Genomic DNA, 24,891 nt, shown 5'->3' with positions numbered 1-24,891 from the left:
AATGAATGTCTTACAAGTTTACTGAAGATCATGAATGGGTGCTGCTTGAAGGCGACGTAGCGACAATCGGCATCAGCGATTACGCGCAAGGACAGCTGGGCGATGTTGTTTATGTCGAGGTGCCAACGGTAGGCGATGAAATTGCCAAGGGAGATGAACTGGCGGTCGTTGAAAGCGTGAAGGCCGCCTCTGAAGTCTATTCCCCTGTGAGCGGTGAAATCATCGATGTAAACACCGAACTGGAAGGGGCACCGACCATGGTCAATGAAGACGCCATGGAAGGCGGATGGTTCGCCAAGATCCGGGTGACCAACAGCGCAGATCTCGACGACCTGATGGATGAGGCGACGTATAAGACCTTTGTAGAAGGCCTCGACGAATGAGATATATGCCGCATACCCCCAACGAGCGGGAAGAAATGCTGGCCAAGATCGGTATTGGATCGATTGACGACCTGTTTACCGATATTCCAGAAGAGGCCCGTCTTGGGGGGCTGCTGGATCTGCCATTGCATGAAAGTGAAATGGTGGTCGAGAAGAATTTCCGGAAACTGGCTGCGAAGAATCTTTCACCCTATTCGGTGCCCTGCTTTCTCGGGGCCGGAGCTTATCAGCATCACGTCCCGTCGGTCGCAGATCATATAATTCAGCGGTCGGAATTTCTGACGTCCTACACCCCATATCAGCCGGAAATCAGTCAGGGAACCCTTCAGGCTCTTTTTGAATTCCAGACCCAAGTGGCGTTGATTACCGGGATGGAAGTCGCAAACGCGTCTATGTATGACGGTGCAACATCCTGCGCGGAGGCTGTCTTGATGGCCTGCCGAGTAACTCGCCGCAAAAAGGCTGTGATTTCCGGCAATCTTCATCCCCATTACCGGGATGTCACCCACACAACATTGCAATTTACCGAATTCGAGACAATCGACCTTCCTCCGGCTGTGACGGTAGAAGAACGTTTCGACGATTACATCAACTCGGACATTGCCTGTGTTGTTGTGCAAAACCCTGACTTTTTCGGTCGTCTTGATGATTTAACCGCCCTTGCGGATAAATGCCATGACGCAGGCGCACTTCTTGTTGTCGTGGTGAATGAAGTTGTCTCCCTTGGTGCGGTTAAGTCCCCGGGCGAGATGGGGGCAGATATCGTTGCCGGCGAGGGCCAGTCAATCGGTGTCCCCCTCTCATTTGGCGGTCCTTATGTCGGTCTATTGGCCACACGGCAGAAATTTGTCCGGCAGATGCCGGGGCGGCTCTGTGGTCAGACAGTGGACCAGAATGGCAAACGGGGGTTTGTCCTGACCCTTTCCACTCGTGAGCAGCATATTCGCCGAGAAAAGGCGACGAGTAATATCTGCACCAATGCTGGCCTCTGTTCTCTTGCTTTTACGATCCATATGAGCCTGCTGGGCGAGAGTGGTCTAACGAAGCTGGCCTCTCTCAATCATTCGCAGGCGGTCATTCTTGCCGAAAAGCTAGAGGAGCTTGAGGGCGTCGAACTTCTCAATACGAGCTTTTTCAACGAGTTTACGATTCGTCTGCCAATGAATGCGACAACCGCCATTGAAAAGCTTGGTGAGAAGGGAATACTTGGGGGTGTTCCTGTGTCCCGCCTCATTCCGGATGATCCGGATATGGCCAATTTACTTCTTGTCGCGGCAACCGAAACTTGCACGACGTCGGATATGGATGAGTTTGTCGCGGCGCTGAAGGAGGTGCTCTAATGCTGAATAATAAAGGACGCCCGACTCAGCCGACTACACAATCCGAGCCTGACGTATCGATTGATACCTTCACTGGAAACAAGGGCCTTGAACTCGAATCACCGCTCATATTTGAGCAAGGTGTTCCGGGCAGGGTTGGCGTCGATATGGCTGACCCGGAGCCCGTAAAGAGCCGACTTGGCGGTCTGGAACGGAAGGGCCCTATCGGGCTTCCTGACTTGTCGGAACCTCAGGTTTTACGGCATTTCGTCCGGCTTAGCCGCCAGAATTATGCGATCGACGCAGGATTCTATCCTTTGGGATCCTGCACCATGAAGCATAATCCGCGTATTAACGAGAAAGTCGCCCGACTTGCCGGACTTGGCGATCTGCATCCCATGCAGCCGACAAGTACCGTGCAGGGCGCGCTGGAGTTAATTAACAGCCTTGCCCACTGGCTCAAGACGATTACCGGGATGCCGGCGGTCGCCATGTCGCCTGCTGCGGGCGCACATGGCGAACTGTGTGGTGTCATGGCGATACGGGCCGCCCATGAGGCAAAGGGCGAGAGCCGGACGCGCATTCTGGTGCCGGAATCGGCGCATGGTACAAATCCGGCGACTGCGGCACTTTGCGGCTACAAGGTGGACTCAGTTCCGGCGAGAAAAGATGGCCGGATGGATATGGACGCCTTCGCCGAGAAGCTTGGCCCGGACGTCGCGGGCGTAATGTTAACGAATCCCAACACCTGCGGTCTGTTCGAGACGGACGTGAAGAAAATTGCCGATATGGTGCATGAAGTGGGAGGCTACTTCTACTGCGATGGTGCCAATCTCAATGCCATTCTCGGTCGGGTGCGTCCCGGCGACCTTGGTGTTGATGCCATGCACATCAATCTGCACAAGACTTTCTCCACCCCACACGGGGGCGGGGGGCCTGGTGCCGGACCCGTGGTGCTTTCTGACGCGCTGGCGCCTTTTGCGCCAATTCCTTTTGTCACTCACGGTGAAAACGGATTTGATCTTGTCGAGCAGAAGAGCGGAGCGGCCGCTCAAAGTTTCGGCCGGATGAAGGGATATCACGGGCAGATGGGCATGTTTATCCGGGCGCTGGCCTATATGCAGAGCCATGGCGCGGATGGACTTCGCCAGATTGCTGAGGATGCGGTCCTGAATGCCAACTATATTCGGGTCGGGCTTCAGGACAAGCTTAACTCTCCTTTCTCTGGCATTTGCATGCATGAGGCCTTGTTCGATGACAGCACATTGAAAGGGACGGGGGTGACGACACTTGATCTTGCGAAAGCGATGATCGATGAGGGCTATCATCCGATGACAATGTATTTCCCGCTGGTGGTGCACGGGGCAATGCTGATTGAGCCAACTGAAAGCGAATCTCGCCAGACCCTGGATCAGTTTATCGGAGCCATGCGGCATTTGCTGGACAAGGCGACAGCAGGGGAGACGGAGTATTTCCTCAGTGCACCGCTTTTTGCGCCGCGTCGACGGCTGGATGAGACCGGTGCGGCACGTAATCCGGTGTTACGGTGGGTATCACCGGAAGCAACCGATAATGAGGACGCATCCTTATCTGCAGCATCGTAGCCTCCCTTAGACTGCTGCAAAACTCAGCCTCGCCAACTATTGGCGGGGCTTTTTTAGATGTTTAATAATGCGTAGGGGAGGGGCAAAAAAAAGCCCCGAAATTCTCGGGGCTTTTTCGAAACAAACTGGATCAGATTCTAGTTAAGCTGCTTTTCCAAACCCTTAATAGACTGATCGATGAGGGCGTCGGCCCTGTCGCCTTGAAGGCCATCCTGCATCAGCTTGGCTGCGGCGGCAATTGCCACATCAACTGCAATGCCCTGCACTTCTGCGACAGCTTTTTCTTCAGCCTGGCGGATCTTGATTTCGGCAAGTTCCTGCCGCCGGGCTAACGTTACCTCAAGCTCCTTGATGCTTTCTTTGCGAAGAATCTCCGCGTCTTCCTTGGCTCTAGCAACGATCTCTTCTGCTGTCTGCAGAGCATCGTGCTGCCGACGCTGATAATCGGCAAAGAGTGATTGCGCATCTTCGCGAAGCTTTTTGGCTTCTTCCAGCTCAGCCCGAATTTTATCGGCGCGGATATCGAGCTGTTTGGCAATCAGTGGCGGTACCTTGAAATAAACTAGGACAGCCAGAAAACCAATAAAGGCAACAGCGACCCAAAAGGTAGGATCATGTAGCATCAGGCGTCTCCCTTCATGCTGGACGCGACCGCTGCTTCCACATCTTTGTCGGAAACATCGATGGCAACAAGCTTGGCCACTGCCGATTTCGCGGTGTCCGCCGCGATTTCACGCACATGGCTGAGCGCTGTTTCCTTGGCTGCACGAATGCTGGTTTCCGCAGCCTGGGCTCTTTTCGCCAGCTTTGCATCAAGCTCCGCCTTGCTCGCGTCCTGTTCCTTGGCTATCGAAGCCTTCAGTTCAGAAACGATACCATGAGCCTTGGCGCGGGCTTCGGCGAGAGCCTCTTCATAATCAGCTTTCGCCTTATCTGCATCTTCACTAAGCCGTTTTGCCTCTTCCAGATCCGAAGTAATACGGTTCTGCCGGCTTTCCAGGACGTCTGAAATGCCAGGAATCGCGACCTTTGCCATTAAAAAGTAAAGAACGACAAATGTAATCGCGAGCCATACAAGCTGCGGCGGAAAGTCAGCAATATTAAGTTGCGGCATACCGGCTCCTTAATTCAATCCTATCGACCCAAATTCTCAATTCTGAGACAGGATGATTAACCGAACAGGATCAGGAAGGCGATAACCAGCGCGAACAACGCAACAGCTTCTGTCAGAGCAAAGCCGAGCAGCACGTTACCGAAAACTTTCGGAGCAGCAGCCGGATTGCGCAGAGAGCCAGAAACGTAAGATCCGAAGATATTTCCGATACCCACACCAACACCTGCAAGTGCGATAGTCGCAAGGCCGGCACCGATCATCTTTGCGGCTTCTAATTCCATAATATTCTTCCTTCTAAATCAAGAACAACCAATGTTGAAGATTAACTTATACTCAATGATGCAGGTGAAGCGCATCGTTAAGATAGAGGCATGACAGGATGGCGAACACATAGGCCTGCAAGAAAGCGACCAGGAATTCCAAGCCTGTCAGAACAACGATAAACCCTAAGGGCAGCCACCCGAGATAAATCCCGAGGCTGACAACAAATCCGCCAAACACTTTCAGCAGCGTATGCCCGGCCAGCATGTTGGCGAACAGACGAACAGAGAGGCTGATGGGGCGAACGAAATAAGAAATAATCTCAATCGGTACCAGAATGACCAACAATACGACAGGCACACCGCTTGGCACGAAAAACGTCAGAAACTTGAAGCCGTGCTTGAAAATGCCGATAAGTGTCACGCCAATGAAAACGAGCGCCGCCAAAGCGAAGGTCACGATGATCTGGCTGGTGACAGTGAATGTGTAAGGGATCATCCCGAGCAGGTTGCAGAACAGCACAAACATGAACAGGGTGAAGATGAACGGGAAATACTTGCGTCCGTCCGACCCCACGTTGTCCTTGATCATATTGGCGATGAATTCATAACTGATTTCCGCCATGGACTGCATGCGGCCCGGCACCATGGCCCGTCCGCGCATGCTCCAAGTCAGGAAAAGGGTGATTGCGGCGATCGCGATAACCATGAACAGCGAAGCATTAGTGAATGAGACGTCGAGACCTCCAACGTTCATTTCCACCAAGCGCTTGATCTCGAATTGTGCAAGAGGGCTATGTTCTGACGCCACGATGCTGTTCCCGTCTTAACTGTTTCAACTTGTTCCCAGAAATCCAACGGATCGCCGGATACCTAATCCTCATTCGCGCTGTCATTCATGCGCTTGCCGACTTTAATAACGTTGTATAGACCAACAACGGCACCGACAATCAAAAATACCAGCATTAACCACGGCTTTGTGTCCAACCACTTGTCGAGCAACCAGCCGAACCAGCCACAAACCAGCAATGCAGCAACCATCTCAACGGATAATCGCCATGCCCTGCCGGCCGTACTGTTTCTCTCCACCGTCAAGTCGCTGCGGTTCCAGGAAGTTTCTTCCTGCTGTTGCTGCGCCTTTTTCAGTCGAGCCTTAAACTCTTCTTTCGAGGGAGGTTCAGGTTTACTCATTCGCGTCTCCCGATGGAATGCATTGTGCGGTCCATCAACCCCCATAGAAAGCGCGGGAAACATACGGTCTGCCCCACGGGGTGTCAAGACCCAACAAGCGGCTTTTTCGCCACATTCATGAATGTTTATTGTGACCACCCAAAAGAGCCCGGAGTTACCCCCTAAGCCGCGTTTTCGGTAATCTCCTTGGCTTGCTCCAGATCAACAGAGACAAGCTGCGATATTCCTCTCTCCGCCATGGTAACACCGAACAGTCGATCCATGCGGGCCATCGTGATCGGATGATGGGTCACTACCAGAAATCGGGTTTCGGAGTTTAGAGCGATTCCGTCCAAAAGATGGCAAAGGCGCTCCACATTGACATCGTCAAGCGGCGCATCCACTTCGTCGAGCACGCAGATGGGGGCGGGATTGGTCAAGAAAACAGCAAAGAGAAGGGCGACCGCTGTTAGTGCCTGTTCTCCGCCGGACAGCAACGACATCAATTGAAGCTTCTTGCCTGGCGGGCTCGCCATGATCTCCAGGCCGGCGGCGAGCGGATCGTCGGATTCCGTTAATGTGAGATGGGCCTGACCTCCGCCAAAAACCTGCTTGAAGAGTTGTTGGAAGTGTTCATCAACTTTGGTAAAGGCAGCCAGCAGGCGCTCCCGGCCTTCGCGGTTGAGACCTGAGATGCCCTGACGGAGCCTGGCGATCGCGGCAAGCAGGTCCTCTCGTTCCGTCATCAGTGTTGTGAGCTGTTCCTGTACTTCCTCGGCCTCTATCTCGGCGCGAAGGTTGACGGGACCCATGTTGTCACGCTCCCGCTTCAGCCGTTCCAGCTTGCGCTCACTATCCTCGACGGGTGGAATTTCCTCCCCTTCCTCAATGCCGCCGGCGGCCTTGATCTGGTCCGGCGTGCATTCCAGCTTCTCACGAATTTGCTCCGCAAGACTTTTGAGGACTTCGGTCATATGCTCTACATCGGACTGGTGGCGCACCCGCTCCTCTCGGCAGGTTGCCAGTGCGTCCTGGCATTTCTTTAGCGCGGAATCGCATTCCGCAAGGACTGATTCGGCCTCTGCAAGCTTGTCGCGGGCACCATTGCGCCGCCCTTCGGCACGGGCGATCTCATCCATCAGGTTGTTTCGCTTGGCAGCAATTTCTTCAGGCTTGTTCTCGATCTCCGCGAGTTCTTCAGCCGTATCCTTGAAACGCATTTCCAGCTGCACGAAATGAGCCGCCATGTTTTTGTTGCGGTCGATCCAGCTCATAATCTCTTTATCAATCGTGGCAAGACGATCACGGCGGGTGGCGGCTTCACGTTCCAGTCGGTCCGATTCGCTTCGAAGCACGGCAAGCTCATCCCGTTTTTCATGGAGCTCCGTCCGCAATGTTTCTACTTCAGCACGACTACCTTCCATGTCGGGCAGGCGGTCGAGCAACTGCTGCTTGGCCGCGAGGCTGTCTGCGATCGATCCCCGTTCTGAGGAGAGTTCCGTGATATTTTCCTGCAAGGAGGTGAGGCGCGATTGTCGCGCGGCGTTCTCTCTTATCTCCTCCGCATGCGATGCCCGCAGCCTGGAAAGCTTCTGTTCCTGTTCCCGCTGCCGGTGCCGGAGGTCTTTCACCTTCTGAGCGGCGTTGCCAAGCAGTTCAGTGCAACCCTTTAGGTCGTTTGTGGTGTTGCTCAGGATGGCGCGCTTCTTCACAAGTTCCTTTGCAATCTCTTCCAGTCGATTGCGTTGTTCAAGGCGGGCAGCGGCGGCTGTTTTCGCGCCGGCTTTGCGTGTAAAGCCGTCCCAGCGCCAAAGATCACCGTCGCGGCTAACAAGCCGTTGGCCGGGTTTAAGCTCGCTCTGCAGGCTCGGGCCGTCCTTGGCATCTATGATGGCAATTTGGGATAGCCGGGCCTTGAGGGCAGGATGTCCTTTGACGAACCGGTCAAGTGTGTCAGCGCTTCCCTTGAAGCCTTGTCCAATGTCCGCACCATCGAGGGTTTGCCAGTAAGCGGAGGCCGCATCGTCGGCGGGGGCTTCCAGTTCGTCGCCGAGTGCCGCGCCGAGGGCAATTTCATAGCCCTTGCTGACCGTAAGCTCCTCGATAATACCAGGCCACTCCCCATCACCTGTGCTTTCCAGGAGACGGGCGAGCGTGCGTTCTTCCGTCTCCAGTGTGGTGACATCACGCTCTGCGAGCTTAACTTTTTCCCGAGCTTCCCGCTCGGCTCCGTCCGCCGCCTGGCGCAGTATCTCGGCCTCATCGCATGCCGTGTTCAGATCATTCAGCGCCGCGATATTTTCCTGCAGGGAGTTGGAAGACGTCGTACCTCCATCTGATTCTATTTTCTCCTGAAGGGCCGCTTTTTCCTTCCCGAGCTCGACAAGCCGTGATTTTATTTTTTCCAGCTGTGCTGTCGCGGTCTCGATTTGTTGAACCAGGCTATTATGCTCGGCCAGTTCCGCGGCAACCGTCTCCGTTTTCTGGTCAAAGGCAGCCTGTAACTCTTGCAGCGCCGTCGCCTTTTGATTCACCTTGGCAAGGATCTCTTTTGCACGGGGACCCGATGCCTCAACTTCCTTCCTCAGCGCCGCTTTTTCCTCTTCAAGACGTGTAATCGCGTCAGCCGAATCTTTCTCAAGATCCTTTTCGCGGACCATATCATTCGATATCTGGTTCTTACGGTCTTCAAGCTGTTGCTTCGTCCGTTTCGCGCGTTCTTCTTCCGCGTCCAAGTTCTCGCGGGCCACCGTAAGGCGGTGAGCCGCAGATGCTGCCGCGGCTTCTGCGTCACGGAGAGGTTTCAATGCTTCGTTAGCGCGTAAAGTTGCCGATTCCGCAGAAGCCGCCTGTCGGGTCAGTTCGTTAACTGCCATTACAGCCTGTTCATATTTTTCCCGCGCATCGGCGGCCTTTGCCTGTGCCTGCTGATGCTTGCGAAAGAGCAGCATGGCTTCCGTCTTGCGAATATGACCGGATATATTGCGATACCGGTTGGCTTGACGTGCCTGACGTTTCAGATTGCCGAGCTGCACTTCAAGCTGCTCAATCACATCATCGACACGTTCCAGATTTGTTTCTGCAGAGTTCAGGCGGAGTTCGGCTTCATGTCGGCGGGAATGCAGTCCGGAAATCCCGGCGGCCTCCTCCAGCAAGTGACGGCGTTCCTTCGGTTTGGCATTGATCAGGGCGCCGACCCGCCCCTGACTGACAATTGCTGTGGAGTGAGCGCCAGTTGCCAAGTCGGCAAATAGCAATTGTACGTCGCGAGCGCGGGCAACCTTGCCATTGATACGGTAATCCGATCCGGTGTCGCGCCGGATCCTGCGGGTGACGTCGAGTTCCGTTGATTCGTTATAGGAAGCAGGGGCGGTTCGTTCCCGGTTATCAAGGCCGAGCGTGACTTCCGCCGCGTTGCGTGGAGGGCGGGACGTCGTGCCGGCAAAGATCACGTCATCCATGGCACCGCCGCGCAGGTTTCGTGCGGAAGTTTCTCCCATTACCCAGGTCAGGGCCTCGACAAGATTTGATTTGCCGCAGCCATTTGGGCCAACAATTCCGGTGAGGCCGTCTTTAATCAGAAGTTCCGTCGGCTCCACAAAGGATTTAAACCCCGACAGTCGTAAATGCGAAAACTTCACAGCCTCTCCATGCCAGATAATCTACGTTAATGTCTTCAGGTAGCTGTCCAACGCCTCAAAAGTTCTGCTGCGTTCGTATTTTTCGCCCTGAATAAAGAGTGTCGGCGTTGAATCGACGCCAAACTGGGAGGAACCGATCAGGCTCTCGGACGCAATCGCATCCACCAACTCCTGATTGGTCAGGCAATTCACGAATTCTTCGAGGGCTACCCCGTTCTGTGAGCCAAGCTCAATTAGGGCGAGGGCAGGATCCTCCTGGCGCGTCCAGTTATCCTGCTGCTCAAAAAGGACATCCACCATTTCGAAAAATTTGCTGTCATCCCCCGCACATTCCGCAAGAATCGCGGCAATAAAGGCGAAGCGATCAAGCGGAAAATGACGGTAAACAAACTTCACCTTCCCGGTGTCGATGTAATTCTTCTTGAGGCCGCCAAATGTGTGCTTGTGAAAATTGCCGCAATGGCCGCATGTAAGTGACGCATATTCAATAATTGTCACAGGCGCTGTCGGAAAGCCGAGGACATGGTCGCTTTCAAGAATTTGCGGCTTTGCGGCCTGCGCGTCACGCGGGGCGAAAACGCCCGCAACTGTGGTTGCCGCGAAAGGCAGGGTGCTGCCTGCTGCTACAAAATGTCGCCGAGAAATAGTCAATTTATCGTCTTTCCTACTATATGTGGTGCCAGTATAACTTTTCATTCTTCAATCCTCAAACGATTCCTGCGTTCTATCGCAACATAATTAGGATTTAAATATTTTGCAGTAGTTAACCGGCCTCATCTGCCTCATCACGCTTTTGTGTCCGGTTGCGTGCGCTCAGCATCGAGGTGGCCACACTTTCAAGCCGTTTTTTCAATTCCGGCTCGGAGACATCAGAAAGGATCGTTTCAATCCAGTTATTCTGGGATTCCGTAAGTGGGAGCGGGGGAGATGATTTCCTGGTTTCCGGCTTCTTTACCGGTGCCTGTATCAGTTGCAGTCGGGAAACAGCCTTATAACCGAAAAAACTGTTTATGCGCTCTATCACCAAGGGTTCAAAATGCTGAAATTCCGGGGCCCACCCGGGAGCGACCCGGATGCGAAGCGTTGCATCCTTATTGCTTTGTCGTGAATAGTTGAGCTTTTCCGGGCTTGAATAATTGGCGAGATTCGGCCCAACGATGGCGGACCAATGGGTCAGGATATCGGCTTGGGCAAAGCCGCGCTTGACCAGTGCCGCTCTGGAGGACTTTCCTATCAGGCTGGCAATTGCACGTGGGCCAGCTCTTGCTTTTGCTTGTCTCACCTTGCTCCTTCTCTATCCCGAAAACTTCACATTGCCTCAGAATATAAACTTCGCCATAACTGGCAGTTAATATGAGCCAACTAACGTCATCAAAAAAGTCTTTTTCCGCAGCGATCCTCAATTGGTATGATGCGCATGCTCGTGAGCTGCCTTGGCGAAGTCGGCCCGGTGAGCATGCGGACCCGTATCATGTCTGGTTGAGCGAGATCATGCTACAACAGACGACTGTTGTAACCGTCGGTCCTTATTTCAATAAATTCCTGACGTTCTGGCCAACAATCCATGACATGGCCGACGCCCCGCTGGATGATATCCTGACGGCATGGGCCGGCCTTGGATACTACGCGCGGGCACGCAATCTTCATAAATGTGCGATCACCATATCCAGGGAATTTGACGGGAAATTCCCGAAGGACCGCGACGAGTTGCTGTCACTTCCGGGTGTTGGGCCCTATACGGCTGCTGCGATCTCGGCGATTGCCTTTGACAGGGCCGAAGTTGTCGTCGACGGGAATATTGAGAGAATAATCAGCCGACTCTATCGTATCGATACTCCGCTTCCAGCAGCTAAAAAAGAGATAACGGCATTTGCCTCAGAGTTGACTCCGAAAAGTCGCGCTGGAGATTACGCGCAGGCGCTGATGGATATCGGGGCAACGATTTGCACACCGCGAACGCCAAGTTGTGCAGCTTGTCCGGTATCCAGATTCTGCGCTGCACGTAGGGTCGGCGATATGGAACGGTTTCCGGTGAAGGCGCCAAAAAAAGTGAAACCGACGCGCCGTGCCGTGGTGTTCTGGCTGGAAAGACCCGATGGCTTTGTCCTGCTGCGCCGCCGCGAAGAAAAGGGGCTGCTTGGCGGCATGATGGAGTTCCCCTCGACTGAGTGGCGAGAGGAGGAGATTGCGGTTGAGGCTGCTATGAAAAGATTTTTCTCAGATGAGCTTCAAATGCGGGCGGACGGCGTCACAGAGAAATCCCTCGTGCGTCATACCTTCACACATTTCCATCTCGAACTGCGGCCCGTAGTTATTACGATCGGGGCGCTGGATGCAGCGGTCATACCCCGTGGGCAGTGGGTGAAGCCGGAGAATTTTAGCAGCTTCGCTTTACCGACCCTGATGACCAAAGTCGTGCGCGCCGTTGTTAAAGGCCAGGGCTGACGAATTCTTCCTTCGTTATTTTACCGTCGGCATTCTTGTCGAGCTTATTGAACCGTGAAACGCCCGCAGCCTTGATTTCGTCCAATGTGACAATCGTATCCCCATTGGCATCCATTTCCCGATATTCATCAGGAACAGGAACTTCCGAATGGGCCGGCGCTGTGACGGAGCGAAGACCTTCCGCCTGAACATATTCCTCATACTCTACCTTGCCGTCGGAATTGAGGTCGTACTCCTTGAACAGACGCTCACGATAGGCTTCGGTCTCTACGATCGAAATAGAGCCATCCGCATTTCGGTCTATCCCCAGAAAGCGAGACTCTTCATAGGATAATGCCGGGTGAGCGGCCGCGACAGTGAGGGCACTGGCCAAGATCATCGCGAGAGAAAGTCTATTCATTGCATCCCTTTCCAGTAAGGAGGGGCGCAAGACCCCTCAGTTCATTTCTGCGCGTACCTGCTGGCGAAGCACGTCTATCGCGACTGACTTTCCTTCTGCATCAAAATGCCAGAAGGTCCAGCCGTTGCAACTACTGGCGCCCTGCAGTTGAGCTCCGACCTTATGGATCGAGCCGGTTACGTCAGAGGCAACTAGGCTACCATCTGCCCGTACTTTTGCTTTATACCGTTTTCGCGAGTCAAACAAGATTTGTCCTGCAGACAACAATCCTCTCTCGACGACCGAGCCAAAAGGAATGCGGGGTTCCTGCCGCTTGCTGCGCGTGAACTCAAGATCGTCTGCCGGGAGCTGGCGAACCTTGCGGATCCGTTCGAGGGCGACGGAGATATACTTCTCCTCCCGCTCAAGTCCGATAAAGTGGCGTCCAAGTTTACGAGCAACGGCACCAGTGGTGCCGGTTCCGAAGAACGGGTCCAGAATGACGTCGCCGGGGTTCGACGCCGCCGTTAAGATGCGATAGAGCAGGGATTCGGGCTTTTGCGTTGTATGGGCCTTCTCGCCCTCTACTTTCAGCCTCTCCCCACCGCTGCAAATCGGTAAATGCCAATCAGAGCGCATCTGTACATCATCATTCATGACCTTCAGCGCGTCATAATTGAAGGTAAGGTTGCGCGCCTCTGGGCCTTTGGAGCACCAAATCAGCGTTTCATGTGCATTGGTAAAGCGCGTGCCGCGAAAATTCGGCATCGGGTTGGTTTTCCGCCAGATGACGTCATTCAGAATCCAGTAACCGAGGTCCTGCAGGCTGGCGCCAACGCGGAAAATATTGTGATAGGAACCGATAACCCAAAGAGTACCGTTGTCTTTCAACACGCGCTTCGCGGCAGCCAGCCAGGCTCGTGTAAAGGTATCATAGGCTTCGAAGCTGTCGAACTGGTCCCAGTGGTCAGTGACAGCATCTACGAAGCTGTCGTCAGGGCGACGCAACTCACCAGACAATTGCATATTGTAGGGCGGGTCCGCGAAGATCATATCCACGGAGTTCTCAGGCAGACTGTTCATCAATTCGATGCAGTCACCTTTTAAGATCCGGTCAAGCGGAAGCTTCTGTTTTTGGGTCATTCAAATTATTCTGTAATTAATACCTGCGAATATACTGATTCGGACGATTCGCTACGTCAATATATTTTGTTGAATCAGTATGTTAGAGAATAATTCTGAACTTTCGCTTAATCATGCTCCATAAGCGCGCGGATGGGGGCAAAACTTCGCCTATGTTGTGGTGTGACGCCAAACTCACGCAATCCCTTGCGGTGTTCCGCTGTGCCATATCCGGCATTTTTCTCCCATCCGTAGTGCGGATAGACCTCTGCCAGGGCGCACATTTTCCGGTCTCGTGTCACTTTTGCCACAATTGAGGCAGCCGCAATGGAGAGAGAACGACCGTCACCTTTAACGATCAGGCGCGTTGTCAGGCCCAGTTCCGGGTCTCTATTGCCATCGACAAGGGCGACTTCGGGGCGTGTTGACAGAGCGTTCACTGCCCGGCGCATGGCCAGCAGGCTCGCCTGCAAGATGTTGAGGTCGTCAATTTCCTGAACGCTGGCTTCTCCGACGCCGACTGTCGCGGTCGCGAGGATGGCCTTATAAAGCTCCTCACGCTTCGCTTTTGAGAGTTTTTTGCTGTCGTGAATACCGTCCGGGATTGTGCGTCGGTCCAGAATAACCGCTGCGGCAACCACGGGCCCCGCGAACGGGCCGCGTCCGACTTCATCGACGCCCGCCACACATCCTGTTTCAAGCATTTCCAAAGACAAGTCAGGACATTGAGGGAGAAGCTGCGTCATGCCCCATCAATAGCATGCGCCACGGATTAAAATAAATCCATTTGTCGCGTGTCACGACCTGGTTTCAAAAAAAGATCCGTTGCAAGATCGTATCTACTGCCCTCAAAATCAAGTTGCTGGCAGGCAAGACGAAATCTTTTATTGATGAGTGCCGCATAGGGTCCTGTTCCAACCATGCGTTTACCAAATTCCGCGTCATAATCCTTCCCGTCCCGCGTTGAGCGCACGAGCTTCATCACTTTCGCGGCCCTGTCCGGAAAATTTTCCAGGAGCCAGTTCTCAAACAGACCCGCTACATCTCTTGGCAACCGTAACAGAAGATAAACTGCGCTTCTCGCGCCCATTGCCCTGGCTTCCATTAATATGCGTTCAAGTTCATGATCGTTAAGGCCTGGAATCATGGGAGAGGCTAGCACCGAGGTCCGAACGCCCGCCCTGCTTAAAGTCTCGATCGCTTCAAGACGTTTATGAGGGGCGCTTGCCCTTGGCTCCATTATGCGTGCGAGTTTTTTGTCGAGTGTGGTCACCGAAATGCCAACGGACACAAGGTTATCCTTTGCAAGCGGAGCGAGCAGGTCGAGATCACGCAAGACAAGGTCTGATTTGGTGGTTATCGTAAACGGATGCCGAGTCTCGGCCAGTAGCTCGATAATCTCTCTTGTTATTCCAAGTTTCTTCTCAATCGGCTGATAAGGGTCTGTATTCGTACCCAAGGCTATGGGTTTGCACTGATAGGCTGGGCGCGAAATCTCCGACGCCAGCAGCTCCGCCGCGTTCGGCTTGGCAAACAGCTTGCTTTCAAAATCGAGGCCGGCGGAGAGGTTCATATAGCCATGGCTTGGCCTGGCGTAGCAATAGATACACCCATGCTCACAACCACGGTAGGCGTTGACCGACCGGTCAAAAGGAAGGTCCGGTGACATATTCCGGCTAATAATGGATTTCGGTCGTTCCATCGTCACCGTTGTTTTTAGCCGGTCTGTATCATTCTGTTCAGCGGTTCCCCAGCCGTCATCGATGAAGTCACGTTCAGCAATCTCAAACCGGCCGTCCGGATTGGCGGTGGCGCCACGTCCATGGCGCCTGCTTTTATCAAATGGTATGATATGAGTATCCTGCATATAGTGATATTATCTAATTTAAAAGAACAAAACAAGAACATAATAAGCAAAAAAACAGCAACGGAATTCGACGGGTCGGACGTTAAACAAATATGTGGGCAATGATGAAGGAGGAAGCAGATGCAAAAACTCGGTATTCTCTTGCTTGGGACAGTATTGTTGGGGGGCTTTTCAACGGCGCAGGCTGACTCTTGGCACGGCAACAAGCACAGTGCTGCGTCCAAGGGAGATAGAGGACGCGACGCTGCAGTATATGGTAGTGGCCATCATCAAAAACCGAATGTTGGGCGTAACATTACTTACGGTTCACAACACTCGAAGCAAAAGCATGTTCATTCGCAACATATGAAGAAAAAGCATGTTCACAAGGCGCGGCCTTCGTCGAAGCAGCATGCACCAAAAGTTGTTTATGTGACGCCAAAGCATGCGTCCTATTACAAGAAGCCCTATCATAAGGCGTACCGGCCAAAATATGTCTATGTAAAACCGGTTTATGTGCCGCGCTATTATGGCTATCATCCTTACAGGGGATACTACTGGCCGTTCGTCAATATGCGCTTCATAGTCGATTTGACATCGCACCAGATCGAGCATCACCATCATGCTGTTTATTCTGCACTGGATGCTCCGGTGGGGCACGTCGCGAGATGGAGCGATGGAGGAGGGACCGGATTTATTGTCATCCTCCGGGACGGATATGATGCCTATGGCAATCTCTGCAAACAGTACCGGCAGACCCTAACCTACAGAGGCCGTACCAGGAGTAGTGTGGAAATGTCCTGTCTATCGCCGGAAGGTCATTGGATTTCAGTTTGAGTGAAGGAAGAGATTGGGCAGCGCAGAACGTTCCATTTTCGAGTCCTGCGCTGCTCCCTAATCAGTCGGCTAGCCTTTTGCGAGCTGCGTCAGCCTATGCATGCTCGCCTTTTCCAGAAAGTTATAGGCGATGTCATCCAGTCTATTGAAACTGAAGGCAACCTGGTTCTTTCCAATCAGAACTCTGGTCACCACCGCGACAGAGTCGGTGGTCTCTGCCCTTTCCGCATCATAGGCGATTTGTCGGACTGAAATTTTCTCGCCAACTGGCGGGCGGCCTGCGAAATCATCTATGCGAAATCCGCCAAGGCTCCAGTCATAGGTCGCAAATTCGCGGTTTCCTAATGTCAGGTGGAGTTTCGGTATTTCAATGCGACGGTCTTTGCGGCCGAATCCGCGATATCGTGAGGTTAGAAAAAAGCGTTTCATTGTTGTTTTTTGATCGCGTTTCAGGGCAGGTGCTGAAACACGTTATCGGACAAAAAAATTAACAATGAGTTGCCTTAAGGTAGAAAATTCGATTTTCAGATCAATCGCGTCAGCTTTTTGTTCTTTTTTCATGCTCCTGCAGACGGTCGAATAACTCGACAAAATTACAGGGCATAAATCTATAGTCCAGTTGATGGACAAGGATATCGTCCCATGCGTCCTTCACGGCACCGGTTGAACCGGGAAGCGCGAAAAGATAGGTGCCGCGGGCGACTCCGGCGCTAGCCCGGGACTGGATAGTGGACGTGCCTATTTTCTGATAGCTCAACATCCGAAAGATCTCTCCGAAACCCGGGATTTCCTTTTCATAAAGCGCGCCAAATGCTTCCGGGGTCACGTCACGGCCAGTCACACCGGTTCCGCCGGTGGAAATAACAACGTCGACATTTTCGTCGTCGATCCAGTGCGTGACGACCTGCTGAATGTCGGCAATTTCGTCTCGAACGATCTGTCTATCCGAGAGTATATGCCCCGCTGCTTCCAGCCGCTCCACTAGGGTCTGGCCTGACTTGTCTTCTGCCATCCCCCGGCTGTCGGATACTGTTAGCACGGCAATGCGCACCGCTATAAAGGGACGGGATGTATCAATTCCGGGCATTGTCGGCTATCTCGCTTTCCCATTGATCCAGTGGTTGATACTCTGGCCATTCACCGCGGGCAATCTGATCCAGCGCGGGAAGGTCTTGCCCCATACGATGGCGGTATATCCAGAAATTAGTCAAAACCCTTTTGATGAAATTCCGGGTTTCCTTGCTGGGCATCGCTTCAATAAAAAAGAGGGGATCTTCGCTGTTCTTTGTTTCTGATTTCCATTTTTTCAGATTTCCGGGCCCGCCATTGTAGGCGGCTGTTAAATGAAACAGGTTTGTATCCACGTCCTTGTAGTTCATCAGATAGGTGAGATATTTCTGGCCGAGTTCAAGATTATAGGCAGGATCGAAAAGCTTCTTGTTGCTCCTATTGCGGAGAGACCGGTCGCCCGAAAGATAGCTTGCCGTAGAAGGCATGATCTGCATCAAGCCCTTCGCCCCGGCGCCGCTTCGTGCCAGCGGGTAAAAGCCAGATTCCTGGCGCATAAATGCATAGAGCAGGGCGCGATCTACCTTAAATCCGTCTTTCGGGTGCCATTTCGGTAGCGGGTATATTGCCGCATCCCACGGTTCATCTTCATTTTCCCACAGAAAAAGACCAATGCGCATGGCAACGGACGGGGCTCCGATCTGTTCGGATAGGGCGAGCAAAAGTGGAGAGAGCTTGTCATTTGCGCTGGGAAAGGCAGCGCGCAACTCCTGCGCGGCCAGGTCATATTGTCCAATCTCACTGAGAGCGACGGCACGTTTGGCAGAGGGAATCTTCATCAACCAGGAGATTTGCTCCGAAGTTAGCGTCGGCAAGCTCCAGCTAAAGGGCTTTTCGACACCGAGTTGGCGCAGTGCAAGCAGTCCATAGAATGTGCGGGGTTGCCGTGCCGTCCGTTCGAGGAAGGTATATGCCTTTTCCGGTTCGCCGAGTTTTAGATAGGCGCGTGAGGCCCACCAGTTGGCGGCTGTGTAATTCCAGTCCGATATCCGGCTGACTTCTGCCAATGCCGCAAAATGCCTGGCGGCTTTATCAATTCGACCCAATCGCCAGGCAGCAAGTCCTGCGGTCCAATCCGCAAGCGGGACATATTTGCGCGAATTTTTAAGCGCCGCTTCAGCGAACTCAATCGCCTTTTCATCGCGCGCATATAGAAAATAGCTTTTCGCGATTTTTTCCCGAAGCTGATCAAGTTCAACCTGATCGAGCAACTTCAAGATTTTTTTCTGATGAAGATATTGCGCCGCGTTCGTTGGTTGATCTTTGTAAAGATACTGCTTTACGACCCGCTTGGCATGAGCAACGTCTTTGCGTGTTTGGGCAGATCTTTTACGATTACTTTTATAATAGCGGGACAGGAAGACGGGCTGGCCGGGGCCTGTTCCTCCCAGATAACGACCGTAAAGTGGTTCCGGGAGAGGTTTCCAACCCTTGACCCGTCGGCTTTTGGCCAGATTATAGAGGCGATGCGCGTCCGGGTGATCATAATAGGCCTTCATCCAAAGATGAAGTTCCTCATAGCTTGCCCGATATTTTGTCGGGTGCATATAGCGCTGGAATCTGACATGACCGAGTAGAATATTGTCCGAGAGGGCCTTTATCAGCTTGTCGGCTTTCTTCCATTGCCCTGCAGCTTGCAGGGCGAATATCTCGCGGTATCGATCCGCGTCTGCCTGTGAAAGCACGGCCGGGACCTCACGCGCCAAGACAGGCAAACTTGTCACCATGAGGGCGGATATCAGCAGCGCCGTCACGGCGATCAATCTGGAGAAATGCTTCATAGACCAGACAACAAAATATAAAAAGTGACCTACAGGGTAAATTCAACCCGTTAGGAAAAGGTTATCGTTCTTGTTCAAGTTCCGCCTTCAGACTAAGCAGGTCCGCCCAGGCAAGCTTTTTTGACACCGGTTGGTCAATCAGAAAGGCCGGATGAAAAATCGGCAACATTCTTGCGTGAACAGCGCCAATTTGCAAATCATTCCATTTGCCGCGTAGCCTGTTGATCCCTGCTTTCTGGTCCAGCAGATAACCCGCCGCTTCCCCGCAGGCCATAATACATGCGGGATTGGCCAGCTCTATATGGCGAAGGACAAAAGGGAGGCAAAGGGCACGTTCTTCCTCCGTGGGGGCCCGTCCTCCCGGTGGCCGCCAGGGAATCGCACTCGCAAGATAGACGTCGTGGCGTTCAAGGCCGATGGCAGCCAGCATCTTGTTGAGTAATTGCCCCGCTGCTCCGGAGAAGGGAAAGCCGCTCCGATCTTCATCACTCGACGGCTGCCGGTCAATGATCATCAGCTTTGCGCCGGGCGATCCCTCGGCAAAGACGGTATGGCTTGCGAGTTTTTTCAAAGAGCAATGCTCAAATTTTTCAAGGGCGTCGCGAAGGGCGTCAATATTGGCGCAGCCGCTGACAATCTCCTGAGCCTTGCGAACCCCCTCGGCCAGGGATGGGACCGGTATGGCGGGGGCGGCAGGGTTTTGATGGGTTGGTTTTGCCGCCGGCGTTGGGCGTGCCGGTGCATTCGTGGCCTGTGCTGGTTGTTGCGCGGCAAGATGAAAGCGATTGACAGGTTCTTCGCCAATAGTCTCTGTCACACCCGCGTCGAGATAGAAGCGGACCAGTGCCGCCATGTCAGTTTCCGATTGCATGCCGTATCATAGCAGCCCTTTTTCCCGTTCGAGAAGTAAGTCGATAAAAGATTTTTGGCCCCGAAGAAAACTACTCGAAGAAATACATATGCGCAGGATTCTGTAATACGGCCGCTATTGACGATTTATTAATTCGGCTTCTTCATTTAAAATGGCCGGAAACCGCCGTAATCCATTGCAATCGGGATTGACGCGATACAAAAAAAATATAGTGTCGGGATAAATCTGCCGGATTTGGGTAAACGGTGCACCTCAGCATAAGGCACCGGTTCAATGATAGACAACGGCTGTCAATCAGTCGGAAATACAAGAAGAGGCTTTTAATGGAACGCGAATCTATGGAGTTTGATGTTGTTATTGTCGGCGGTGGCCCGGCTGGGCTATCTGCGGCAATAAAGTTGCGCCAGCTCAGTGTCGAGGCCGGCATTGACATTTCGGTATGCGTTCTTGAGAAAGGCTCGGAGATTGGTGCACATATACTCTCGGGTAATGTGTTTGAAACCCGTGCCCTCGATGAGCTGATTCCGGACTGGAAGGAAAAGGGCGCACCGCTCAACACGCCGGTCAAGTCCGAAAAATTCTTCTTCATGACCGAGTCGAGCGAGCTTCGCTTCCCGAATTTCCTGCTGCCAAAGCAATTGCACAATCATGGCAACTATATCATCAGTCTTGGCAATCTTTGCCGCTGGCTTGCCGAGCAGGCCGAAGCGCTTGAAGTCGAGGTATATCCCGGCTTTGCTGCCGCGGAAGTGCTCTATCACGAGGATGGAAGCGTAAAGGGCGTTGCCACAGGTGACATGGGTGTAGGTCGCGATGGCGAGAAAAAAGGCTCCTACGAGCCAGGGATGGAGCTGCACGCCAAATATACCCTCTTCGCGGAAGGTGTACGGGGCTCTCTGACCAAGACACTGTTCGACAAATTCAATCTGCGTGAAAATTGCGATCCGCAGACTTTTGGTATCGGGATCAAGGAACTTTGGGAACTGGACCCGGAGCAGCATAAGGAAGGCCAGATCTTCCACAGCTTTGGCTGGCCGCTCGACCGCAATACCTATGGCGGATCCTTCGTCTATCATCTGGAAAACAATCAGGCCTATGTGGGCTTCGTTGTCGCGCTTGACTATCAAAACCCCTATTTGTCGCCCTATGATGAGTTCCAGAAATTCAAAACCCATCCGATGATGAAGGAAATGCTGAAAGGCGGCAAACGCATTTCTTACGGTGCGCGCGCAATTAATGAGGGTGGCTATCAGTCGGTGCCGGAACTTGTATTCCCGGGCGGTGCGTTGATTGGCTGCACGGCCGGTTTCCTGAATGTACCGAAAATCAAGGGATCCCATACCGCCATGAAGTCCGGCATGATGGCTGCGGAAGCCATCGTCGCGGAAATGAAGCTGAATGCGGATGCACCCGCCAAGGTGCTGGAAACCTATCCTGTACTTTACAAGGATTCATGGGTCCATGATGAACTTTATCGCGTCCGTAACAGCCGTCCGGCCTTCAAGTGGGGATTGCTTGCCGGAACTCTTTATACGGGCCTGGATCTGAAACTTCTTGGCGGCAAGACGCCCTGGACATTCAAGCATCACGATGACCATTCGGCGCTGAAAAAAGCGAAGGATTGCAAGAAGATCGAATATCCCAAATATGATGGCGTATACACATTCGATAAGCCGTCTTCTGTATTTCTTTCCAATACCAACCATGAAGAAGATCAGCCTATTCACCTGACGTTGAAAGATGACAATGTCCCGGTCTCAGTGAATTATGCGGAATATGCCGGGCCGGAGCAACGCTTCTGCCCAGCTGGTGTATATGAATTCCTGACGGATGATGATGGGTCCAACCCGCGTTTGCAGATAAATGCACAGAACTGTGTTCACTGCAAAACCTGCGATATCAAGGATCCAACGCAGAATATCAACTGGGTTGTTCCGGAAGGTAGCGGCGGACCAAACTATCCCAATATGTAAAAAGTTAGACTGGGTTACTGGAAATTTGTTTCATGCGGGCCGGGGACGCCCTACATATTATAAGAATGTGACTTCCCCGGCGGACCAAGTGCCGGATCGAAAACGGATAGGTAAATTGACGGAAATGGCAGGCGCAGGCGTGAGCAAGTTTAAACTGGTTTGGGGCGGCTTTATTCTGGCGGCAGCGCTGGGGGCATGCGCGGCAAACAGTGCTTCCAGCGAACGGCATGCCCTGCCTGATTCATTTCAGGATGCGGGCGGTACGGCGGAAATGTTTCCTTCATCCTATTTGGGCGAGTATCTGGCGGGTCGTGAGGCTCTCCGAGAGCAGGACGCATCCGCCGCCCTTGAATATTTCGAAGACGCGTTGCGTGTACGCAGTGATGACGGCGTCCTCCTGAATATCGCTTTGCAGGCGGCGCTTTCGAAAGGGGATTTGAAACGCGCAATCTCGCTGGCGCCGAAGGTAATCGAACAGGATGAAGATGGGTCAACTGCCTATCTGGTTCTGGCAATAAATGCGCTTCACCAGAAGGATTATGATGGAGCCCGGAGCAACCTTGAGAAAACGGCAGAGAACGGATTTAACGTTCTGTTGAAGCCGTTGCTCATGTCTTGGATAAAGCTTGGGCAGGGCAATGTCGACGGGGCGTTCGCGGAGCTCAATGCGCTCGATAAATACAACGGTTTCGAAGCGCTCAAGCAATATCAGTCGGCCCTCCTGAGTGACGTCTCCGGAGATCGTAAGCTGGCCGATCAAAACTATCAGGCGGCGCTCTCCGGACCATCTGGCCGCGCGGTCCGCCTGGTGCAGGCCTACGGGTCTTATCTCGATCGCACCGGCCGGCGGAACGACGTCAAGAAGCTCTTTGACGATTATATCGAAAGATTCCCGCTGAGCCCGACAATCCGTCTTGAACTTGCTGAACTTGACGCCGGGCGGCCGCTCACACCAATCGCAAAAGACCCAATTGAAGGTGCGGCGGAAGCCCTCTACAGCGCGGCGTCCATCATAGGTCAGGAACGCGCGGTTGGTGTCGCCGCGACCTATATCTATTTTGCACTTCAGTTAAAGCCCGATTTCCCGATGGCACGGATGCTGCTGGCGGAAACCGCGGAAGATCGTGATAAATGGCAGGAGGCATTTGATCTTTACAGTCAGATCAACCCAAATTCCGCCTATGGCAAGAATGCCCAGATCCGCACCGCCTGGGTCGCTTATCGATTAGGCCGTACGGAAGAAGCAAAGGAGCGGCTTGAAGCCGTTGCGAACAGCTACCCGGAAGATATCGAGGCGCTGGTCGTCCTTGCCGATGTCGGACGGGATTCTAAAAACTGGGATGAGGCCGCGCGCAACTATGGCCGCGCAATTGAACGACTGCCCGAATTTCACGAACGTCACTGGTCGCTTTTCTATGCACGCGGAATTGCCTACGAACAATCGAAGAAATGGCCGCTTGCGGAAGCAGATCTGTTAAAATCGCTGGAGCTGCAGCCTGATCATCCGCAAGTCCTCAACTATCTTGCGTATTCCTGGGTGGACCGGAACGAAAATCTGGAGAAGGCGAAGGATATGCTCATCAAGGCAGTGTCGCTGCGGCCGCGCGATGGCTTTATCGTTGATAGCCTGGGCTGGCTCTATTACCGTCTTGGGGAATATGACGATGCGGTGGCGCAACTGGAGAAAGCTGTCTCGCTGGAGGCGGCGGACCCGACAATAACGGATCACCTTGCGGATGCGTACTGGCGTGTTGGCCGTCGGGAAGAAGCTCGCTATCAGTGGCAGCGGGCCCTCTGGCTCGACCCATCGGAAGAGCAGATTCCTGTCATCAGGGAAAAACTGAAATCCGGCCTCAAGGATGACATCAAGGCCCAGAAGTAAGCTGGCGCGCCACTATGATTACTGCCATTGCCCGCTCGAAAGTTAACCTATATCTCCACGTGACAGGAAAGCGGGCGGATGGGTATCACCTGCTTGAAAGCCTCGTCGTATTTCCCGAACTGAGCGACAGGATAACAATACGGAAGGGCAAGGAACTTTCTTTAGAAGTGACAGGCCCCTTTGCAGATTCAATTGGTAGCACGGAAGAAAACCTTGTCCTGAAGGCCGCGCATTTATTGAAATCCGAGAGCCGGATAGACGCGGGAGCCCACATAACCCTGGAGAAGAACTTACCTGTGGCGGCCGGGATTGGTGGCGGATCTGCAGATGCTGCGGCCACTTTGAGAGTTCTTAACCAGCTGTGGGATATAGATTTTTCAGACGACGGGCTCAGCCGGATCGGGCTAACCCTAGGTGCGGATATTCCTGCCTGCCTATACGGGAAGCCCGCGATCATGTCTGGTATAGGAGAGCGGATTTCCGGGCTTCAAAAGTTTCCGAAATTTCACATTTTACTGGTTAATTCGGGACATTCAGTTTCGACACGGGATGTCTTTAATCGACTGAGAATAACTGGGGAGGTCCCGCCTGCTGGCGATTTTAACGCGGCGACAACTCGGGACCTGTTCGCGGGCCTCACTCCGATGCGGAACGATTTGGAAATGCCCGCGCGTGAGGTCGTACCAGTTATTGGAGAGGTTCTTTCTGCAATCAGGGAACAAAAGGGCTGTTATCTCGCCCGTATGAGCGGTAGTGGGGCGACCTGCTTTGGATTATTTGAAGACAGCGAAGCCGCGGAGGCGGCGGTACATGCCCTGCGGGCGCGGCGGCGCCCCGGCTGGTGGGTGCAAGCGGCGGCTGTAGGCCCTTAATTCAGCTAAATTGACCTTTTCCCCACTTTTTCAAATTTTGGCTTGAGCTTAGCGGGCCCTTTAGATAGAAAGAGGCTCCTCATTGGGGTGTAGCCAAGCGGTAAGGCAGCGGGTTTTGATCCCGTCACGCGCAGGTTCGAATCCTGCCACCCCAGCCAGAACCTCATTTCACAAAGTCCAATGTCATCCAATCACCATGTAGTAGGATGACAATTGGAATACAGTGTCCCAACAATATGAAGTCCAAAAAAACTGACCGGCAATGATGCTATCTTAAGGGTGAGTTTCGGCGCATGGTATTCGAACCCCTGCCTTGAGCGCATG

24 protein-coding genes and 1 tRNA gene are annotated in these 24,891 nt (G+C 53.2%); 9 read left to right on the top strand and 16 right to left on the bottom strand.

Translation table 11 applies throughout. The annotated features are described in order from the left end of the window. Positions 1-5: 5 nt before the first annotated feature. Genes gcvH through gcvPB form a run of 3 tightly spaced genes read left to right on the top strand, consistent with a single transcriptional unit; the run spans position 6 to position 3,306 of the window. Entirely contained in the window at positions 6-383 is a 378-nt protein-coding gene (gene gcvH, locus J0X12_RS01130) for a glycine cleavage system protein GcvH (protein WP_207041121.1), read from the top strand. Then, positions 380-1,723 (top strand): aminomethyl-transferring glycine dehydrogenase subunit GcvPA, encoded by a 1,344-nt coding sequence (gcvPA, locus tag J0X12_RS01125; RefSeq protein WP_207041119.1) that lies wholly within the window; start codon positions 380-382, stop codon positions 1,721-1,723. Before gcvH ends, gcvPA begins: the two co-directional genes overlap by 4 nt. Further along, complete coding sequence (gcvPB, locus tag J0X12_RS01120) at positions 1,723-3,306, top strand: aminomethyl-transferring glycine dehydrogenase subunit GcvPB (protein WP_207041117.1); 1,584 nt, start codon at positions 1,723-1,725, stop codon at positions 3,304-3,306. Before gcvPA ends, gcvPB begins: the two co-directional genes overlap by 1 nt. A 137-nt stretch (positions 3,307-3,443) precedes the next feature. Here the strand turns inward: gcvPB and J0X12_RS01115 are convergent, their stop codons facing one another. The 8 genes from J0X12_RS01115 to J0X12_RS01080 form a co-directional block, all read right to left on the bottom strand. After that, positions 3,444-3,929 (bottom strand): F0F1 ATP synthase subunit B family protein, encoded by a 486-nt coding sequence (locus tag J0X12_RS01115; protein ID WP_207041115.1) that lies wholly within the window; start codon positions 3,927-3,929, stop codon positions 3,444-3,446. After that, positions 3,929-4,420 carry a F0F1 ATP synthase subunit B family protein gene (locus J0X12_RS01110; protein ID WP_207041113.1) on the bottom strand — a complete coding sequence of 164 codons (492 nt, stop codon included), beginning with the start codon at positions 4,418-4,420 and terminating at the stop codon, positions 3,929-3,931. Before J0X12_RS01110 ends, J0X12_RS01115 begins: the two co-directional genes overlap by 1 nt. A gap of 56 nt (positions 4,421-4,476) precedes the next feature. Beyond that, positions 4,477-4,701, bottom strand: a complete 225-nt coding sequence (locus J0X12_RS01105) for a F0F1 ATP synthase subunit C (RefSeq protein ID WP_161313699.1) — start codon at positions 4,699-4,701, stop codon at positions 4,477-4,479. 52 nt (positions 4,702-4,753) lie between these two features. Beyond that, positions 4,754-5,491 carry a F0F1 ATP synthase subunit A gene (locus tag J0X12_RS01100; RefSeq protein ID WP_207041111.1) on the bottom strand — a complete coding sequence of 246 codons (738 nt, stop codon included), beginning with the start codon at positions 5,489-5,491 and terminating at the stop codon, positions 4,754-4,756. 62 nt (positions 5,492-5,553) lie between these two features. Then, positions 5,554-5,871 carry an AtpZ/AtpI family protein gene (locus J0X12_RS01095; protein ID WP_207041109.1) on the bottom strand — a complete coding sequence of 106 codons (318 nt, stop codon included), beginning with the start codon at positions 5,869-5,871 and terminating at the stop codon, positions 5,554-5,556. A 161-nt stretch (positions 5,872-6,032) separates the two neighbouring features. Further along, positions 6,033-9,491, bottom strand: a complete 3,459-nt coding sequence (locus J0X12_RS01090; protein WP_207041107.1) for an AAA family ATPase — start codon at positions 9,489-9,491, stop codon at positions 6,033-6,035. A gap of 21 nt (positions 9,492-9,512) precedes the next feature. Further along, a complete protein-coding gene (locus tag J0X12_RS01085; protein ID WP_207041105.1) occupies positions 9,513-10,187 on the bottom strand; it encodes a DsbA family protein in 675 nt (224 codons plus the stop codon). 67 nt (positions 10,188-10,254) lie between these two features. Continuing rightward, the gene (locus J0X12_RS01080) at positions 10,255-10,773 is read right to left on the bottom strand and encodes a DciA family protein (protein ID WP_207041103.1); all 519 of its coding nucleotides are present in this window, start codon (positions 10,771-10,773) and stop codon (positions 10,255-10,257) included. 71 nt (positions 10,774-10,844) lie between these two features. Between J0X12_RS01080 and mutY the strand changes: the two genes are divergently transcribed. Further along, positions 10,845-11,936: an A/G-specific adenine glycosylase gene (mutY, locus tag J0X12_RS01075; protein WP_207041101.1), complete on the top strand. Its 1,092-nt coding sequence runs from the start codon at positions 10,845-10,847 to the stop codon at positions 11,934-11,936. On the opposite strand, the gene J0X12_RS01070 is transcribed toward mutY, so the two are convergent. From J0X12_RS01070 to J0X12_RS01055, 4 genes are all read right to left on the bottom strand, one after another. Beyond that, a complete protein-coding gene (locus tag J0X12_RS01070; RefSeq protein WP_207042921.1) occupies positions 11,920-12,336 on the bottom strand; it encodes an EF-hand domain-containing protein in 417 nt (138 codons plus the stop codon). The two genes, mutY and J0X12_RS01070, sit on opposite strands and share 17 nt — an antisense overlap. Before the next feature lie 36 nt (positions 12,337-12,372). Next, positions 12,373-13,458, bottom strand: a complete 1,086-nt coding sequence (locus tag J0X12_RS01065; RefSeq protein WP_207041099.1) for a site-specific DNA-methyltransferase — start codon at positions 13,456-13,458, stop codon at positions 12,373-12,375. Between the two features lie 107 nt (positions 13,459-13,565). Then, positions 13,566-14,183, bottom strand: a complete 618-nt coding sequence (locus J0X12_RS01060; RefSeq protein ID WP_207041097.1) for a ribonuclease HII — start codon at positions 14,181-14,183, stop codon at positions 13,566-13,568. Between the two features lie 26 nt (positions 14,184-14,209). Continuing rightward, complete coding sequence (locus tag J0X12_RS01055; protein ID WP_207041095.1) at positions 14,210-15,304, bottom strand: PA0069 family radical SAM protein; 1,095 nt, start codon at positions 15,302-15,304, stop codon at positions 14,210-14,212. A 120-nt stretch (positions 15,305-15,424) separates the two neighbouring features. Here J0X12_RS01055 and J0X12_RS01050 point away from each other — a divergent pair, with 120 nt between their 5' ends. Then, positions 15,425-16,120 (top strand): hypothetical protein, encoded by a 696-nt coding sequence (locus J0X12_RS01050; protein ID WP_207041093.1) that lies wholly within the window; start codon positions 15,425-15,427, stop codon positions 16,118-16,120. 69 nt (positions 16,121-16,189) lie between these two features. Here the strand turns inward: J0X12_RS01050 and J0X12_RS01045 are convergent, their stop codons facing one another. The 4 genes from J0X12_RS01045 to J0X12_RS01030 all read right to left on the bottom strand — a co-directional run bounded on the left by J0X12_RS01045 (position 16,190) and on the right by J0X12_RS01030 (position 19,822). Continuing rightward, the gene (locus J0X12_RS01045; RefSeq protein WP_207041091.1) at positions 16,190-16,549 is read right to left on the bottom strand and encodes a hypothetical protein; all 360 of its coding nucleotides are present in this window, start codon (positions 16,547-16,549) and stop codon (positions 16,190-16,192) included. A 109-nt stretch (positions 16,550-16,658) separates the two neighbouring features. Beyond that, a complete protein-coding gene (gene moaB / locus J0X12_RS01040; RefSeq protein ID WP_207041089.1) occupies positions 16,659-17,207 on the bottom strand; it encodes a molybdenum cofactor biosynthesis protein B in 549 nt (182 codons plus the stop codon). After that, positions 17,194-18,969 (bottom strand): lytic transglycosylase domain-containing protein, encoded by a 1,776-nt coding sequence (locus J0X12_RS01035; RefSeq protein ID WP_207041087.1) that lies wholly within the window; start codon positions 18,967-18,969, stop codon positions 17,194-17,196. The genes moaB and J0X12_RS01035 overlap by 14 nt, the downstream gene beginning before the upstream one ends. Positions 18,970-19,030: 61 nt before the next feature. Next, a complete protein-coding gene (locus J0X12_RS01030) occupies positions 19,031-19,822 on the bottom strand; it encodes a uracil-DNA glycosylase (RefSeq protein WP_207041084.1) in 792 nt (263 codons plus the stop codon). A gap of 341 nt (positions 19,823-20,163) precedes the next feature. On the opposite strand from J0X12_RS01030, the gene J0X12_RS01025 reads away from it, so the two are divergent. From J0X12_RS01025 to J0X12_RS01010, 4 genes are all read left to right on the top strand, one after another. Next, the gene (locus tag J0X12_RS01025) at positions 20,164-21,813 is read left to right on the top strand and encodes an electron transfer flavoprotein-ubiquinone oxidoreductase (RefSeq protein WP_207041082.1); all 1,650 of its coding nucleotides are present in this window, start codon (positions 20,164-20,166) and stop codon (positions 21,811-21,813) included. 124 nt (positions 21,814-21,937) lie between these two features. Continuing rightward, positions 21,938-23,695: a tetratricopeptide repeat protein gene (locus J0X12_RS01020; protein ID WP_237687959.1), complete on the top strand. Its 1,758-nt coding sequence runs from the start codon at positions 21,938-21,940 to the stop codon at positions 23,693-23,695. A gap of 14 nt (positions 23,696-23,709) precedes the next feature. Beyond that, positions 23,710-24,567, top strand: coding sequence for a 4-(cytidine 5'-diphospho)-2-C-methyl-D-erythritol kinase (locus tag J0X12_RS01015; protein ID WP_207041078.1), 858 nt, complete (start codon positions 23,710-23,712; stop codon positions 24,565-24,567). An 83-nt stretch (positions 24,568-24,650) separates the two neighbouring features. Continuing rightward, a tRNA-Gln gene (locus J0X12_RS01010) sits at positions 24,651-24,725 on the top strand. Positions 24,726-24,891: the final 166 nt, after the last annotated feature.

It is taken from the genome of Sneathiella sedimenti (assembly GCF_017313765.1).
GTDB lineage: Bacteria > Pseudomonadota > Alphaproteobacteria > Sneathiellales > Sneathiellaceae > Sneathiella > Sneathiella sedimenti.
The sequence above is the reverse complement of the archived record's forward strand: the minus strand, read 5'-3'. Positions and strand labels throughout refer to the sequence as shown.